Annotated in this window: 17 protein-coding genes; 2 read left to right on the forward strand and 15 right to left on the reverse strand. The window is 38.0% G+C overall.

From position 1 onward, the window contains the following. Positions 1 to 77: 77 nt before the first annotated feature. Positions 78 to 1448: a 23S rRNA (uracil(1939)-C(5))-methyltransferase RlmD gene (rlmD, locus tag K1I97_RS07885; protein ID WP_223332129.1), complete on the reverse strand. Its 1371-nt coding sequence runs from the start codon at positions 1446 to 1448 to the stop codon at positions 78 to 80. Between the two features lie 37 nt (positions 1449 to 1485). Here rlmD and recX point away from each other — a divergent pair, with 37 nt between their 5' ends. Both recX and ntdP read left to right on the forward strand, forming a co-directional pair. Further along, the gene (gene recX / locus K1I97_RS07890) at positions 1486 to 2262 is read left to right on the forward strand and encodes a recombination regulator RecX (RefSeq protein ID WP_223332128.1); all 777 of its coding nucleotides are present in this window, start codon (positions 1486 to 1488) and stop codon (positions 2260 to 2262) included. A gap of 88 nt (positions 2263 to 2350) precedes the next feature. Continuing rightward, positions 2351 to 2884, forward strand: a complete 534-nt coding sequence (ntdP, locus tag K1I97_RS07895) for a nucleoside tri-diphosphate phosphatase (protein WP_000775318.1) — start codon at positions 2351 to 2353, stop codon at positions 2882 to 2884. A gap of 69 nt (positions 2885 to 2953) precedes the next feature. Here ntdP and K1I97_RS07900 read toward each other — a convergent pair whose 3' ends face one another. From K1I97_RS07900 to K1I97_RS07965, 14 genes are all read right to left on the reverse strand, one after another. Further along, a complete protein-coding gene (locus K1I97_RS07900; protein ID WP_000567567.1) occupies positions 2954 to 3721 on the reverse strand; it encodes an epoxyqueuosine reductase QueH in 768 nt (255 codons plus the stop codon). Between the two features lie 134 nt (positions 3722 to 3855). Next, positions 3856 to 5478, reverse strand: coding sequence for a chaperonin GroEL (gene groL, locus K1I97_RS07905; protein WP_223332127.1), 1623 nt, complete (start codon positions 5476 to 5478; stop codon positions 3856 to 3858). 15 nt (positions 5479 to 5493) lie between these two features. Then, positions 5494 to 5778 (reverse strand): co-chaperone GroES, encoded by a 285-nt coding sequence (gene groES / locus K1I97_RS07910; RefSeq protein WP_223332126.1) that lies wholly within the window; start codon positions 5776 to 5778, stop codon positions 5494 to 5496. 155 nt (positions 5779 to 5933) lie between these two features. After that, positions 5934 to 6329, reverse strand: coding sequence for a single-stranded DNA-binding protein (locus K1I97_RS07915; RefSeq protein ID WP_000282459.1), 396 nt, complete (start codon positions 6327 to 6329; stop codon positions 5934 to 5936). 77 nt (positions 6330 to 6406) lie between these two features. Then, positions 6407 to 7168: an SDR family NAD(P)-dependent oxidoreductase gene (locus K1I97_RS07920; RefSeq protein WP_223332125.1), complete on the reverse strand. Its 762-nt coding sequence runs from the start codon at positions 7166 to 7168 to the stop codon at positions 6407 to 6409. Between the two features lie 41 nt (positions 7169 to 7209). After that, a complete protein-coding gene (ytpR, locus tag K1I97_RS07925; RefSeq protein WP_223332124.1) occupies positions 7210 to 7836 on the reverse strand; it encodes a YtpR family tRNA-binding protein in 627 nt (208 codons plus the stop codon). A gap of 14 nt (positions 7837 to 7850) precedes the next feature. Then, on the reverse strand, positions 7851 to 8168 hold the full coding sequence (locus K1I97_RS07930) for a thioredoxin family protein (protein WP_223332123.1): 318 nt from the start codon (positions 8166 to 8168) through the stop codon (positions 7851 to 7853). Continuing rightward, a complete protein-coding gene (locus K1I97_RS07935) occupies positions 8165 to 8464 on the reverse strand; it encodes a DUF4651 domain-containing protein (protein WP_131200930.1) in 300 nt (99 codons plus the stop codon). The genes K1I97_RS07930 and K1I97_RS07935 overlap by 4 nt, the downstream gene beginning before the upstream one ends. 165 nt (positions 8465 to 8629) lie before the next feature. Continuing rightward, a complete protein-coding gene (locus tag K1I97_RS07940; protein WP_223332122.1) occupies positions 8630 to 10237 on the reverse strand; it encodes a CTP synthase in 1608 nt (535 codons plus the stop codon). Between the two features lie 328 nt (positions 10238 to 10565). Beyond that, entirely contained in the window at positions 10566 to 11156 is a 591-nt protein-coding gene (gene rpoE / locus K1I97_RS07945) for a DNA-directed RNA polymerase subunit delta (RefSeq protein ID WP_000418415.1), read from the reverse strand. A 222-nt stretch (positions 11157 to 11378) separates the two neighbouring features. Continuing rightward, a complete protein-coding gene (locus K1I97_RS07950; RefSeq protein WP_223332121.1) occupies positions 11379 to 14039 on the reverse strand; it encodes an SNF2-related protein in 2661 nt (886 codons plus the stop codon). A 17-nt stretch (positions 14040 to 14056) separates the two neighbouring features. Further along, positions 14057 to 15307 (reverse strand): ParB N-terminal domain-containing protein, encoded by a 1251-nt coding sequence (locus K1I97_RS07955; protein ID WP_223332120.1) that lies wholly within the window; start codon positions 15305 to 15307, stop codon positions 14057 to 14059. 17 nt (positions 15308 to 15324) lie between these two features. After that, on the reverse strand, positions 15325 to 16986 hold the full coding sequence (locus K1I97_RS07960) for a DNA cytosine methyltransferase (RefSeq protein WP_223332119.1): 1662 nt from the start codon (positions 16984 to 16986) through the stop codon (positions 15325 to 15327). 154 nt (positions 16987 to 17140) lie between these two features. After that, positions 17141 to 17350 (reverse strand): hypothetical protein, encoded by a 210-nt coding sequence (locus tag K1I97_RS07965; RefSeq protein WP_263284080.1) that lies wholly within the window; start codon positions 17348 to 17350, stop codon positions 17141 to 17143. Between the last annotated feature and the right edge of the window lie 14 nt (positions 17351 to 17364).

Genomic DNA, 17364 nt, shown 5'->3' on the forward strand with positions numbered 1-17364 from the left:
AACCCCTTGACCAACGGACCTGAGCTTTTCAACTCTTTCTATTATATCTACTTTTTCAACTTTGTCAAGGACTTTTTTCAGTGAAGTTGATTTTTTCTTTTTTTCACTAACTTAACCACTGCTTCTGTCCGTGCAGTGTGGGGAAACATATCGACCGACTGGATATACTGGAGATCATAGACTTTCACTAGTTTAACTAAATCTCGCGCCAAGGTCGAAACATTGCAGGATACATAGACCATTTTTTCTGGAACATAAGCCAGAATGGTTTCCAACAGCTTATCATCTAAGCCTGTACGAGGAGGGTCGACTATCAATGCATCTGCTCGGTAGCCTTCTTTATACCAGCGTGGAATGATTTCTTCAGCTGTCCCCGCTTCGTAATGGGTATTGTCAAAACCCATTCTTTGAGCATTTTGCTTGGCATCTTCAATGGCTTCTGGAATAATATCCATCCCTCTGAGACTCTTGACCTTCTTTGCGAAGGCGAATCCAATCGTCCCAACACCGCAATAGGCATCAATCAGATGATCTTCTTTGCTAACATCTAGAGCTTTAACTGCTTCACTATAGAGAATCTCTGTCTGCTCTGGATTGAGCTGATAGAAGGCACGGGGCGAGAGAGAAAACTCATAGTCGAGCACTCCTTCTTGAATACTCTCTTGGCCCCAGATAATTTCCGTCTTTTCACCATAGATTTCACTTGTTTTTGCTGTATTAGTATTGACTGCAACCGTGACGACTTCTGGAAAGTCTTTAACTAAGTCTTTTACCAGCTGGGTTAAATTAAGCTGACGATTCGTAACAATGATTATCTGAACTTGCCCCGTTTTTCTTGCTCTTCGTACCATGATCGTGCGAACACCGAGCGTTTTTCTCTCATCTGTAATTGGAATTTGGTGGTAAGTAAGAAGTTCAGCTAGGCGATTCGCAATTGTCTGGGTTTCCTTATCTTGCACCAAACAGTCTTTCAACTCTACGAGATAATGAGAGTTTTGCGCATACAAACCTGCCTTGACCTGATTTTTAAATTTCCGAGTCTGGAATTGAAGCTTAGCACGGTAGTACTTTGGTTCCTGCATTCCGATAGTTGGACGGATTTCATAGTTTTCATATCCTGCAGGAGCAAATTTTTTCAGGGCTTGATGGAGCAAATCCGTTTTGAACTCTAGCTGTTTATCGTAATGGAGGTGCATGATCTGGCAACCGCCACATTCATTATAAATCGTACAAGCCGGTACGACTCGAAATTTAGACTTCTTATTAACCTTTAGTAATTTTGCTTCAACAAAGTTGCGTTTAATAGAAGTAATTTGACAATAGATGTCTTCTCCTTTGAGGGCGCCTGGCACAAAAACGAGGGTTTTCTGATAGAAACCGATTCCCTCACCATTGATACCCATCCGCTTGATTTTTAAAGGTATTTTTTGTTTGACTTTCAGATTCATACCCCTATCTTATCACATTTTAGGGTATAATAGAACTATGAAAATCACAAAACTGGAAAAGAAAAAACGTCTCTACTTGATGGAGTTAGATGGACAGCAAACCTCTTATATCACGGAGGATACCATTGTCCGTTTTATGTTGTCTAAAGATAAGGTGGTTAGCACTGAAGAATTGACCGAGATTCAGGGCTTTGCTCAGTTTTCTTATGGTAAGAATCTCGCCCTCTACCATCTATCATTTAAAGCTCGAACCGAAAAGGAAGTTCGTGAGTATCTGAAAAAGTATGATCTTGATGAAAAAATCACTAGTCAAGTTATCGCTAATCTTAAAGAAGATAACTGGATTAATGATCGTCAGTATGCCTACTCTATCATCAATGCCAATCAACTTTCTGGAGATAAGGGGCCTTATATGCTGGCTCAGAAACTTACTCAAAAAGGAGTTGCTAAATCAACTATTGAAGATGTTCTAAAGGATTTTGATCTTACAGAGGTCGCTCAACGTGTTGCGGAAAAACTACTTAAAAAATACACGGGAAAGCTTCCCGCTCGTGCCTTGCAGGATAAGATTATTCAAAACTTGACGAACAAAGGCTTCTCCTATTCTGATGCTAAAAGTGCCTTTGATAACTTGGATAGTCAAGTTGACCAAGAAACGACTCAGGAACTCATTTTTAAAGAACTAGACAAACAATATACTAAATACGCTCGCAAATATGAAGGTTACGAACTAAAGCAACGATTGACTCAAGTTTTAGCTAGAAAAGGCTATGATTTTTCGGATATAGTAAGCGCTCTCAGAGAATATCTTTAACATTTTCATGTAAAATTCAAAAAAATTAGACCAATTTATGATATAATAGTAGACGATAAACTTATAAATTGTAGAAAGTTGGTTAGTTATGAAACTTCCAAAAGAAGGCGACTTTATTACAATTCAAAGTTATAAGCATGATGGGAGTCTCCACCGTACTTGGCGAGACACCATGGTACTAAAAACAACAGAGAACGCTATTATCGGCGTCAACGACCACACACTTGTTACCGAAAGTGACGGTCGTCGTTGGGTGACTCGAGAACCCGCTATTGTTTACTTTCACAAAAAATATTGGTTTAATATCATTGCCATGATTCGCGATAATGGGATTTCCTACTATTGCAATATGGCCAGCCCCTACTATCTAGATGAGGAAGCCCTGAAATACATTGATTATGATTTGGATGTCAAGGTCTTCACTGATGGTGAAAAGCGTCTCTTGGACGTTGAAGAGTATGAGCGCCATAAACGCAAAATGAAGTATTCTGATGATTTAGACTATATTTTGAAAGAGCATGTTAAAATCCTTGTTGATTGGATCAACAATGGACGCGGTCCTTTCTCAGAGGCCTATGTCAACATTTGGTACAAACGCTACATAGAACTAAAGAATCGGTAAAGTTGTCAAACCAGGGTGAGAGCCCTGGTTTTTTATTTGAAAAACCCAGCCTGGAAGCTGGGTTAATTGCTATATATCTAATTTAGTGACAGTAAACTTGATATGGGAATAATCTTTTTCAACATCCTTATCTAACAAGAAAGCTGTGGCATCCTTCTTAACCTGAACAAGATCTATGTTCTGAGCTTGAGCTGCATAGACGCATCCACAATAACATTGACGATAGATATCATACTCCTCGCACATCTCCACCGAGCGCTTGTAGCCTTGATTTTTCTTGAAATCACTTGGAAGATAGTGGGTGGTATAAATCTTTTGCACATCGATTCCGATACTGTTGATGGTTTGAGAATTCTTATGGGGACTGATGGTCAAAGCTGAACCAAAGTAATCAAATCCCAAATCCATAGCCACTTGTGCTGTTTTATCCAGCCGGTAGTCAAAACAAACCTTGCAACGGTCGCCACCTTCTGGTTCTTCTTCCAGTCCTCTGACTAACTTCCGGTATTCATTGGGTTCGTAGGGAGCTTCTAGATACTGGACCGTATTTCCTGTTCGCTCATTGAAATCACTGACAAATTTCTTGGTGACGTAAGCTCGCTTGTGGTATTCTGCCTTGGGATGGATATTAGAATTGGCAAAATAGATGGTCACATCAGCGTATTTTGTCAGGTATTCTAGGGTGTAGGTACTACAAGGAGCACAGCAAACATGCATGAGAATAGTGGGACGTTGCTCATTTTTCTCCCAAACCTGAACCATTTTCTGCATGACACGGTCATAATTAATCTTCTGATTGGGATTCATCTTGCTCAGAATTTCTTCTACATCAATCATGTTCTTCTCCTTTTTCTAGTCTTATTTTATCATATAAGTTAGGAGAGCTCAAATCAATTTAGAAAAGAAAAACTTAAAAGGAAGGAATGTGCTTCCCTCCTTTTGATGATTTTTAATTGTTTAGTATAAAAAGCTTACATCATCCCACCCATCATGCTTGGATCCATGGCTGGAGCTGGGGCAATTGGTTCTGGTTTATTAGCTACGACTGCTTCTGTTGTCAAAATCAAGCTGGCTACAGATGCTGCATTTTGAAGGGCTGAACGGCTCACTTTAACTGGGTCTATAATTCCTTCTTCAATCATATTAACCCACTCGCCAGTTGCTGCGTTGAAACCTGTGCCAAGCTCAGCATTCTTCAAGCGATCGATAACGATAGACCCTTCGAATCCTGCATTGTGAGCGATTTGACGAACAGGTTCTTCCAAGGCGCGGAGAACAATATTACGTCCTGTTGCTTCATCTCCTGTCAATTCCAAATCAGCTACGGCTGGGATGACATTTGCAAGAGCTGTTCCACCACCAGCAACGATTCCTTCTTCCACGGCTGCACGAGTAGCGTTGAGGGCATCTTCAATGCGGAGTTTCATTTCTTTCAACTCAGTTTCAGTTGCAGCTCCGACCTTGATGACTGCGACACCACCTGACAATTTTGCCAAGCGTTCTTGCAATTTTTCACGGTCAAATTCAGAAGTTGTAGTTTCGATTTGAGACTTGATAACCGCAACACGGTGAGAAATAGCTTCAGGATTTCCAGCACCTTCTACGATAACAGTGCTATCTTTGTCCACAGTTACTCTCGCTGCTTGACCAAGCGCTTCAATTGTCGCATCTTTCAACTCAAGACCAAGATCTTCTGTGATGACTGTTCCGCCTGTCAAGATGGCGATGTCTTCAAGCATTGCTTTGCGACGGTCACCAAAGCCAGGTGCCTTGACAGCTACTACGTTGAAGGTTCCACGAATCTTGTTCAATACAAGAGTCGGAAGAGCTTCACCATCTACATCATCCGCAATAATCAAGAGTGGACGGTTGCTTTGGAGAATGCTTTCTAGGAGTGGCAAGATTTCTTGAATATTGGAAATCTTCTTATCAGTAATCAAAATGTATGGATTTTCAAGGTCGGCCACCATTTTTTCGCTATCTGTCACCATGTACTGTGAAAGGTAACCACGGTCAAACTGCATTCCTTCCACGACTTCGAGCTCTGTTTCCATACCACGTGACTCTTCGATGGTGATGACTCCATCTTTGCCAACTTTTTCCATAGCTTCAGAAATGTACTCGCCGACTTTCTCAGAACGAGAAGACACGGCAGCAACCTGAGCGATGGCTTCTTTGTTGGCAACAGGGATGGCATTGTTTTTTAAGGCTTCTACTGCAGCGACAACCGCTGCTTCAATCCCACGACGAATGCCGATTGGGTTGGCACCTGCAGTAACGTTTTTGATTCCTTCGCGGACGATTGCTTGGGTCAATACGGTTGCAGTAGTTGTTCCGTCACCTGCGATATCATTTGTTTTTGAAGCTACTTCTGATACCAATTTGGCACCCATATTTTCAAAATGGTCTTCTAGTTCAATTTCTTTAGCAATAGTAACACCGTCATTGGTAATCAATGGTGAGCCAAATGATTTTTCAAGAACGACATTACGACCTTTTGGTCCCAATGTTACTTTAACAGTGTCTGCAAGGATATCGACACCACGAACCATAGCTGAACGAGCATCAGATGAAAATTTAATTTCTTTTGACATACTTATTTCCTCCTATTATTCTTCCACGATTGCCAAGATGTTAGCTTCGCCAACGATGATGTACTTTTCATCGCCATCTTTGACATCAATACCTGCATGGGCTTCAACTAAGACACGGTCTCCAGGCTTGACGCTTGGAGCAACCAAGTCACCATTCAAGGTACGAATACCTTGTCCAGTAGCTACAACTTGGGCTGTTTTTGTTTTTTCTTGGGCTGAGCCTGCAAGGACAAAGCCTCCAACAGTTTGTTCTTTTTCTTCGATTTTCAAGACAACACGGTCTCCTAATGGTTTCAACATCTATTTTCCTCCATGATAAACTACATATTATTAGCACTCTTTATATTCGAGTGCTAATTTATAGTTCTATTGTATCACTTGGTCAGAAATAGTCAAGAAAAAAGTCTGAATTTCTCAAGATAAAAAGCCTGAGACCAACTCAGACTTTTCAATACTTAAAATGGCAATTCCTCCTCTTCCAAGACCAAATCTGCCAAATCCTGTCCAGCGTTATTTTCACGCATGGCACGTTGGGCGCGGCTTTCCAAAAGTTGGAATCCTGTGGCAAGGACTTCAGTCACATAGTTCATCTGGCCATTTTTCTCAAAGCGACGTGTACGAAGTTCTCCATCCACAGAGATAAGACTACCTTTGGTTGCGTAGCTTGCCAAGGTTTCAGCCAATTTCCCCCAAAGAACAAGATTGACAAAGTCAGCTTCACGTTCCCCGTTTTGGTCTTTGTAACGACGGTTCACAGCGATAGTTGCACGCGCTACTGACTTGTCATTGTTGGTTTTGTGCAATTCTGGTGTAGACGTCAAGCGCCCGATCATGATAACTTTATTATACATATTTTCATCCTCCTACTTATCTATTCGCAGGAAATCAAAAAAAGTTACAGAAATTTGTAACTTTTCGAAGAAATTTTTTATTTTTTATGAACCATGAAACCTGTCGCCTGTTGATTGGCCATAATGGTCATATCTGTAATCTGCACACGACGAGGCTGACTGGTCACATAGACCACTATATCTGCAATATCCTGAGCTTGCAAGGCCTCAATTCCCTGATAGACCGCCTCAGCTCGCTCTTTGTCACCGTGAAAACGAATTGTAGAGAAATCTGTTTCGACAATCCCTGGCTGAATGGTGGTCACCTTGATGTCTGTCGCAATGGTATCAATTCGCAGTCCATCTGAAAAGGTTTTAACTGCAGCCTTGGTCGCTGAGTAAACAGCTGCACCTGCATAGGCATAAATTCCTGCGGTCGATCCCATGTTGATAATATGACCCTGATTGGCTTTTACCATTGCTGGCAAGAAACAGCGAGTAACTGCCATCAAACCCTTGACGTTGGTATCCAACATGGTCAGCATATCCAATTCTTCATAGTCCTGATAGGGAGCCAAGCCTAGAGCCAGTCCGGCATTATTGACCAAGATATCAATCTGCCCTATCGTTTCCAAAATATCGGAGCAGACAGTCTTTACCATAGCCATATCCGTGACATCCAGTGCAAAGGTCCAAACTGTTTGATTTGGAAAAGTTTCTGCAAACTCTGACTTGAGAACCTCTAGTCTGTCTGTCCGTCGCCCTGTTAGAACGACATTCTCCCCCTGCTCCAGATAAGCACGCGCAATCGCTTCACCGATTCCTGAGGTCGCTCCTGTAATCACTACATTTTTCGCCATCTTATCTCCCTCTATCTGGTCTATCAAATACCGACAATTTCCTAGGCCGTCCAGTGTTTAGCTGGGTCAAATGGAGTTCCAACAACTTGGTCTTCTGATAATTCAATAACCCCACGTTTTTGCGGAGCATTTGGCAAATGCAATTCACGAGGGCTGCACATCATTCCAAAACTCTTTTCGCCACGAAGCTCGCCTGGGAAAATGAGATTGCCTTTTGGCATCATTGCTCCAGGAAGAGCCACAATGGTTTTCAATCCGACACGCGCATTGGGAGCTCCTGCCACGATTTGCACTGTCTTATCACTTGCGACTGCAACTTGGCAGATGTTGAGGTGGTCACTATCTGGGTGAGCTACCATCTCGACAATTTCACCGACAACAAACTTGGGCTCTTTGTCGTTGACAATTTCTTCTGCAAAGCCTTCCGCCTGTAACTCTTGGTTCAAACGAGCGACTTGCTCATCTGTCAAAAAGACTTGACCTCGCTCTGCAATTTCAAACAAACTTGAAACTTCGAAAATATTCCAAGCTACTGTTTCACCATTTTCTTTGAGGAAAACACGGGCAACCTTGCCTTTGCGTTCCACATCCAGTTTGGCATCTCCGCTGTCTTTCACGATAATCATAAGGACATCGCCAACATGCTCTTTGTTATATGTAAAAATCATTCTTTCCTTTTCTCCTATTTCAGTCCTGCTAAAAAGTCGTTAATCTGTTCCTTGCTTTTACGGTCACGGTTGACAAAACGGCCGATTTCCTTGTCCTTTTCTAGCACAACAAGGCTAGGAATGCCGTACACATCCCAGAGTTTGGCTAGATCCATGTACTGGTCACGGTCCACTCGAATAAAGGTGAACTCTGGATTGGCCTCCTCGATCTCTGGCAAGGATGGATAGATATAACGGCAATCGCCACACCAGTCCGCCACAAAAAGAAAGACCTTCTTGCCATCTTTTTCTACTAAAGATGCCAATTCTTCTATACTTGCTGGTTGTATCATAAGACTTCCTCCTCATAGACCAGGTCTTCATTTTCATAGACAAAGGTATAATGACGGCCATCCTCGAAAATGACTCCTCCGACAAGTCGCTCTAGGCTACTTTCGTAGACTTGAACATAGAGAGTCGCAATCTCACCCATATCTGAGAAAAGTTCGCGCACGATAGCAGTCAACTCTTCTTGAGTCTTCATGAGTTTGTGGTTATCTGCTGCTTTTTTAGCCCCTAAAGTAAGGGCACTTAGACCAGCCACAGTCAAGCCAGTCATCCATAATTTCTTAGCTTTCATACCATTCATTGTAACACAAAAAGGGCTCTAGGACAAATGAGGAAGTAGCAGAAAAACAAGTAAAAATCCTCTTCCCTTAGTGAGAAAGGGAACTTCTAATTCTTATTGCCAAACGCCTGAGTTCCTGAATGAATTTAAAAACCTCTGAGATTCTTCTCAAAGGTTCGAATTTTTCTAATTGCTATTTTCAACTGCTGCAGTGACAAAGGCTGTGTAGAGTTCTTCTGGACGGTTTGGACGGCTGGAAAGTTCAGGGTGATACTGACAAGCCACAAAGAATTTATTTTCAGGAATTTCCACAATTTCGACCAAACGATTGTCTGGAGAAACTCCTGAAAAGACAAAGCCTGCTGTCTCAAACTGTTCACGAAAGGCGTTGTTAAACTCATAACGGTGACGGTGACGGCGTTGCACCACTTCTTGATTATGGTAAGCAGCTGCTGCCTTAGAACCACGTTTCAACTTAGACGGGTAAAGTCCCAAACGGAGGGTTCCTCCCATATCTTCAACATCAACCTGGTCACGCATAATATCAATGATAGGGTATTTTGTATCTGGTGCAAGTTCTGCAGAATTGGCACCTTCAAGACCCAAAACGTGACGAGCAAACTCGATACAAGTCAACTGCATTCCCAAGCAGACACCCAACATTGGAACATCATTTTCACGCGCATAACGGATGGCTTGGATTTTCCCTTCCGTACCACGTTGACCGAAACCGCCTGGCACGATGATTCCGTCCGCATCAGACAAGAGCTCTGCTACATTCTCTGCTGTCACATCATTGGCGTTGATCCAATTGATCTTCACTTCTGCGTCGTTGGCATACCCAGAGTGTTTCAAGGCTTCGACCACAGAGATATAGGCATCTTGCAACTCCACATACTTACCAACAAGGGAAATCTTGACTTCTTTTTTCAGGTTCATGACCTTATCCACCATGGCTGACCACTCTGTCATATCCGCTGCTGGTGCGTCTAATTTCAAATGCTCACAAACAATTTGGTCCATGCCTTGCGCCTGCAAATTCAATGGAATTTGGTAAAGATGTTCAACATCCAAAGATTCGATAACAGCTTCTGGTGCCACATCACAGAACTGTGCTAGTTTGTTTTTAATTCCTTGACCAGCTGGTTTTTCTGTACGAATGACCAACATATTTGGCTGGATTCCCAATCCGCGTAATTCTTTTACAGAATGTTGAGTTGGCTTGGTCTTCATTTCACCAGCAGCCTTGAGGTAAGGAAGCAAGGTTGTATGGATGTACATAACATTATCCGCACCCACATCTGCCTTCATCTGACGAAGGGCCTCTAGGAATGGCAAAGATTCGATATCCCCAACGGTTCCACCAACCTCTGTGATAATGACATCAGAGTCGGTCGTTACAGCGGCACGCTTGATTTTTTCCTTCAAAGCATCTGTGATATGAGGAATGACTTGGACAGTTGCGCCAAGGTATTCGCCACGGCGTTCCTTACGAAGAACTTCACTGTAGATTTTACCAGTTGTTACGTTGGAATATTTGTTGAGATTGATATCGATGAAACGTTCATAGTGACCCAAGTCCAAATCTGTCTCAGCCCCATCATCTGTCACAAAGACTTCCCCGTGTTGGTATGGACTCATAGTTCCCGGATCGATATTGATATAAGGATCAAACTTTTGAATGGTTACTTTTAGACCACGATTTTTCAAGAGACGGCCCAGACTTGCTGCGACAATCCCTTTCCCAATAGACGATACCACACCACCAGTTACAAAAATATATTTCGTAGACATAGACTCCTCTTTCTAAAATGCTCAAGGCCTTGTTAACTACGAGGGGAGATAGAAAACAAGACCCTTATGGATAACGACTTCTCAAGAAAAATTCCTGAAAAAACAAAAATAGCTCCCTAGTAACTAGAGAGCCCCGACCTCTAAAAGAGGTGCCCGAACAATATGATACCTTAAAGCAGAACATTTGTCAACCCGAATTGGTAAAACATGAAAAAAGAAGATTGCTTTCAGAAAACCAAAAAAGGACAGCATCCAAACGGATGACCCGCTTAAACACTCTACCCAAGCAAGAAAAAAGGAGATCAGGTAATCTCCTCTGTGAAGTCTTTTACTCTTCTTCACTTGTTTCAGCGTCATCGTCAGAAAACTCGTCGTCTTCTTCGTTAAGATCCACGTCTTCACCCAAGTCATCAGGAGCGATTTCGTTGATTTCTGCATCGTAAGCTTCCACTTCATTTTTCTCATCATCTGGATTTTCATCATCATATGAAAGAGCTGGATCAGCTTCGTATGCATCTTCGTCTTCTGGATCATCTGCATTGTAGTCAATGGCATCTGAATCACCATCCATAAAGGCATTGACACGTTTTTTCTTAGCTTTTGGTGCTACTTCATCATCGTCACTTTCTTCAAGAGCGATGATTTCTTCGTCGATTTCGTCCACACCATACCATGAACGAAGACCCCATTTGTTGTCTCCAAGTGAGATGAAGCTACCGTCAAAGTTCAACTCTGTGTAGAACAAAGGCAAAGCTTCGCGGATATCGCTGTTTGATGTTCCAAGGTAGTTTTGAATTTCGTTTACAAGATCGCTAAAATGCATCTCATGATCGCGACCACGAAGTTCCAAGATAGCACGCGCTACCTCAATCATAGATAGTTCACTTTTTTCTTGCCCAGCAAATACTTCTAATTCCAAAGCGTTTCTCCTCATTTTTACTACTATTGCCAGAGCGAATAGACTCTGACCTCATTTTATCATGTACTCTTTATTGTACGATAATTTTGCGGAATAGTCAAAGGTTAAAATAGATTTATCTATGATTTATTAAGTAAAAATCAATTGATTTTATCACATGGTAAATTTAAGGCATAAGCAATAAAAATATCGATATTTAGTTAAAAGCTAACGGGATTCATTTTAATTAGTGTTTTTTAAAATACGATTTCTCTCCTCGTCAATAATACTAATTGCTTCATCTATCTCATTTTGAGAAAATTCTGGTGATAGAATATTATTATCAATAGCATTGTGCATTATGTTAGCCTTAGTTTCCAGTTTCTTATAAATCTGTTGATCAATATAACCTGGATTACCACTATCATCTGGTTCACATCTGGTCTGTAGATAATAATATCTTGTATATTGGTTATCTTCTAATCCTAATCTATGAATTCTATCTCGGGATTGAAGCATAAAAGTTAGATTAAAATTGTATTCAAAATACAAAGCATCATGAACCTCTTTATGCAAAGATACCGATTCACCAAGCGTTTGAGGGTTAGAAATCATAACCATAGTATTACCAAATCGAAAATCATCAATCAGATTCTGTCTATCAGAAACTTCCGTACCACCATACACTAAATTAGCTTTCACTCCAACTTGGTCTAACCTATTTTGTATCTTTTTCATAGTATCAACAAATATTGCCCAAACTATGACTTTTTTCCCCTCAGATATGAGCTCTTGAATTTTATCAATACCTTTCTCAAATTTAGGAGAAATCATACTTGAAAAATCATACTCATCATATCCTTTGGCTTCTCTGATTCCCGAGTCCGAAACAATTTGCAGTCTATTATTAAATATTTCTTCAGATATTTCAACAGTATCATCTTTATCATTATCGTCTGCAAACCACATATCTTTATATTCAATCCTTTTGTTAATTAATTCAGGATTTGTAGACGCTTGTATCAATCGAATCAATCTGGCTAAACTCGACGATTCATTATAGTATATAGACTGCGCTAATTGTTTCTGTTCTTCGCTAGGTTCAACAACCAAAAAATTATCTGGATCTGGTTTAGGTACTCCTAAGTCATCTTTGTTTAAGCGCCAGAAGAATGGAATTAAAGCTTTATTAATTTCCTCAATTTTTCTAACACTAGGATTTTTTAATTCATCTAAACTCCATCTAAAAAATGAATTGTACTCATTCGCATAAAGTAAATGAAGAAAATTATAGATATCTTGATAAGAATTAGGTATAGGTGTTCCAGTTAAAACAAACTTAAATCTTGAATCCTTAACTAGTTCTAAAGCAGCTTGAGCACGAACTCCGAAAGGATTTTTTATTCTATGAACTTCATCAAAGACAATCATTGTCTTAATTGACAGCAATTCCTGCAACCTGTCTTTGTATTTTGTCAACGATTCATAATTCACTAATACAAGATTTGATGTTTTCCAGTTCAAAGATAAATCGAAATCAAAATTTTTGGAACTTTGACAATCAATTACTTCTAACTGTTTCTTATTTCCAAAAACTTGTTTAAATTCTTCTTTCCAACTGTTGAAAGCATTAATAGGACAAATAACCAATAAATTATCTACGTGCTCACTTTCAACTTTCGAGGAATTCAAAAATGCAAAAACAGCCAAAATCATAGCAGTCTTACCAGAACCTGGCACCGAAAAGTTCGCAGCTTTAGCCATCCTGTATTCGTAGAAGGCTGCCTCAAGTTGCAATTTTTTAAACGGCCGTACAACCTCTGAACTAACGACAGAAACAAACTCTTCAAACTTTTCTTGCTCCCCATGAATTGTATATTGTTCAGGTGATTTTAAATAAATTCCTAACTTACTATATTGTTCAATAGAGTATTGCTTTAACTTTAGGTGTTCTTGTAATTCCTCTGATACTTCAACTATAATATTTTTTCTATCACATCTCTTCCTTGTTTCATTAATAATGTAGTTTATATCCATATAAGAAAATTCTGACTTAATAGTTGAGTTATCATCTTCAAAATATTTATTGGATAAATCTGATCCAGGCTTTAGCTTTCTATCTGAGCTAGTAATTTGTATAGAAGAGTTATCTTGACGTACAATTATATTTCCACTTTTTAAAGAAAAATAGATATTATTATCTGACTGATTTTCTTTAACTTTATTTATTGTGGAATATTGCTGGTATTTTTTTATTTCATCATAAACAATCTTTGTAGCATCAATTGTCAGAATATCTTTCTCTTCATTTTTCCACAATCGGTCAAATCTATTTTTGTTAGCTAATATTCGTGTTTGAACATTCGTACTTGAATCCCAAGAAACATCTACAGAAATACTTTCATAATTGTATTCTAACCCATTTCTAGTTTCGTTAACAGATCCGTTAAAAAAGATAGTTTCTTGGTCCGAATCAATAAGTCCAAACTTATCGTGAAAAATTCCGCGTCCTCTTGGAATAACCGCAAATTTTACCTCTGCATGATTACTTGCAATCATGAATGCTAAATTACCTAACGATTCTTTCGTTTGATCATTTAGAATAGTTTGTATTAACTGAGCAGGTAAATCTACTAAACTATTTTTAAGAGTATATCCTTCTTGAATTTTTTTAAAATCTTCTTCAGAGATATCAGTAGAAATGATAAATTGAGCAAATCCATTATTTCCAAATAATTTATCTAATCCCTTTGAATATAATCCCAGTCCTTCACTAGAAAAATAGGCTGAAACTCTTCTATAAATAGTAGCTTCAGATAGTACCGGTTCATAGAATTCTTTAACTAAATTTTCACTTTGATATGTAGGTTGTATTAGATTTTTAAGTTTTAGAGAAAATACCATTCCTTTTCTCCTTTTCTCTATTTGGATAATTTAAATGCTAAATCTCTAATTTCTTGAAGAATTTCTTTTGCCTCAAAAAATTCTTCTTCATGCAGTTCTTTTAAATCTTCAGAAGATAAATCTTCTAATGTATCTCTGATTTCCTGCAATTTTACCAGAGCTTGTCTTCTATCAGCTGTAGCTTCTCCTTTATTTGATAATCTATTAGTTGTTTGTAATAAACTATTTGCCGATTCTAAAGCAGCTGGATGAGCTTCTATATTTTTTCTTAAATCTTCCACTCTTTCTACAGGATGGTTTTCAAAACAGTCTATAATTTCATCAACATGAGAATCAGTAGCCTCAATATAATGTTTATTAATATCAGGATTGTTTAAAATATTTTTTTTGATATTCCGCATTTTACGAGTAATATCACTATCACCTGCATCCGATTTAGCAATCTGGACAGCAAGTGTAGTTAACACATTTTGTGTAACCGTCTCTTTATTCTCTTTTAACTTATTAATTGTCCCTTCAATCTCCTCAATAGGACCATCTAATTTTAGCTCTCTTGCTAAATAAAACTTATCAATAGGATTTTGACTTGGAGCAATAATGGCTAGGAATTTAATGATTAATTCAGCAAGCCTTATGTCCCTATTAATCCCTTTGGTGTTACCAGCACCACTAGCTTTTTTATATTCTTCAGGAGTCATTAGTTTTTGGACTTTAATCGTGTTGTATACATCAAAAATACGATCAATTGGGTCATAACTTACTCTTTCTTCACGACCAAGCTGTAAATCTAATTCTAACTCTTTAATTTTCTTTTCATCAAGTTTATTTTTGATATCAAATGAAAGTATAACAGCTTCGAAATATTGTTTGATATTTGTATCTCTTTGAATCCTACGAAGGGCTGTAAATCTACGATTTCCATCAATAACTCTTCCATCGGAAAGAATTACACCAGGTTCTTGTTGTCCTTTTTCAAAAATAGAAATTTGAGTGTCCTTTAAAGCTTGCTTTTTAGAATCAAAAATGAATTTTTCAAATATTTCATTATATTTTGACTCTCCAATTTCTGGTGTTAATTTTCCATGATTTGATATGTAATGATGGTAAACTGTATTAATACGACCATTTTGATCATTATAGTATAAATATTCCAATGGGAATTTATATACTGGGTAGTCTTTTGTTTCACCCCCAATAGTCAAACGTTTTGTTAAAGTTGTTTTTTCAATATTTCCATTTTTTATCAATTCATTTAAATCATGATTCATTTTCATTCTCCATTCATTTATTTTCCATAAATTATTATCGGGACTAGGTAAATAGACATTAACTGGCTCAATGGGATCTTTTCCTTAAGTTGTGTGAACTCTGTGCCAGAAACATCAACTTCAATATCGTTATTATCTATATAGTTGTATATTAATTCGCCAATATAATTGATAATATAATACGGATGTGAAACATCATCCAGAAAGAAACCATACTTCTTGTTTTCTATATTTAATTGTTTTATCGAATATTTCCTAAGAATTTCGTTATTTCTCAATTCCTCTATTAAATCAGGTTTTAATTTACGAAGAAGTTTTTTAGCTTCCATTTGATTAGAACGGGAGATAATTATACTTTTGAACCCTTTACCAGTACCAGCATGCGCAATAACACCCCAATTCCCAACTTTTCCATTAATTTTATTAGTTAAGTCAACAGTCATATTTCCTGACTTAATAGGAAATTGTCTAAATAATGCTTTTTCACTTCGCTTTGGAGGATTATTGAAATCTTTAATCTTTTTATTATCCAAATATTTAAATTGACTTAGATCTTTATCAATAATCTGAGCAGGTAATAGTGGTGAGTTTATTAGTTCTAAAATTTTAACAGCTAAAGCAAAAGATAATTGAACGCAAACAGCATTTCCTATTTGTCTCCACTTTGTAGACTCATCACCGAAGAATTGATAGTCTAATGGATACCCCATAATACAAGCTGCTTCTCTGATAGTTGGCAATCTATACTCGCCATCACCTTTTCTATTACAATTTGATTTATATAGAATAGCCTCTCTAGTACTAGCTGACTGTGTAGCCATAATTGTCCGGCTTGGCTTATCCATATTTTCCGGAAATGACATCTTACCCATATAAGGATGTCTTTGCTTCAAATCCCGAGCTTTTTGCCACTGCACTTGATAGACGCCTGTGTCATAAAAATGATCTTTAAAATCATTAATACTTACCTTTTCGAGGGGATAATTAGGATCTACTATAAAATCGCAAGATGAATGAGCTAAAGGATCGGGAAAGTTTTTAAATAATTTATTTAGAGTTACTTTTTCTTGTTTCAATTTATCAGGGAAAGGGAAATTTCCTGTTTTTGTTATTTCTCCACTGACAAAACGTCTCCTTGATTGAGCAGCTCCATAATCGTCCGCGTGTAAAATACCACCATTATATTTTGATTTTATTGCAATAGATTTGGGGTTTAAATCTTGAGACAGAGCCCATTCTGCTAAATCTAAGTCTTCAAATGTGTATTCTTCTTGGACATAGTTTTGTGAATTTGGGACATTCTCCATTAACCATGCTTTTAACTTAGAATTCTTTTGAAATTTCTTTACGGCAATTACTTTATAAAAAGTTTTAATCAGATTAATACCTGAATCTTTATTAGCATTTCCTCCTTGATTAGAAAGAGAAAACAACTGACATGGTGGACTACCAATGATGATATCTGTATCTGGCAACTTATTTATTTCTTCCATATTCTCAAAATCAAGTACACTTTTTACATTATCATTTAGTCCGTGATTAAAATTATGTGTGGTAATTGCAGGTTGCCAGTTATCAATTCCCATTATTACATCGTAACCTGCTCTTCGAAAACCTTCTGAAAAACCACCTGCCCCACAAAAAAAGTCTATTACAGTTAAACGTTTGATTTCCCTCATTCTTTAATTCTTCCTAAATTTAAAATCCTTTATTTTTATATTCATTATACCAAAAAAACACGGCATCCACCGTGTTTGTAAATTATTCTAAAAAATATAAAATTTTTAGTTTAACTTTTAGAATATCGTTCTTTTTTATTATTTAAAATAATATTCATCTATCTTGGCGAAAATACTTTTGCTCATTTACATAATCTGTAAGATCATGACAAAATAGTTCCAGAAGACTAATCATTTTACTACATAAATCTTCAAAGTAAAGTCGATTTTTTTCTTTTTGTAAAGTAATAATTTGATAATTGCCAGGAATATGTTGTCTAATATTTATTTCAGTAAGATCTTTCCTATTTCCATGAGCAATCATATTTCGATAAGTTA

This window comes from Streptococcus oralis, assembly GCF_019929345.1.
Lineage (GTDB): Bacteria > Bacillota > Bacilli > Lactobacillales > Streptococcaceae > Streptococcus.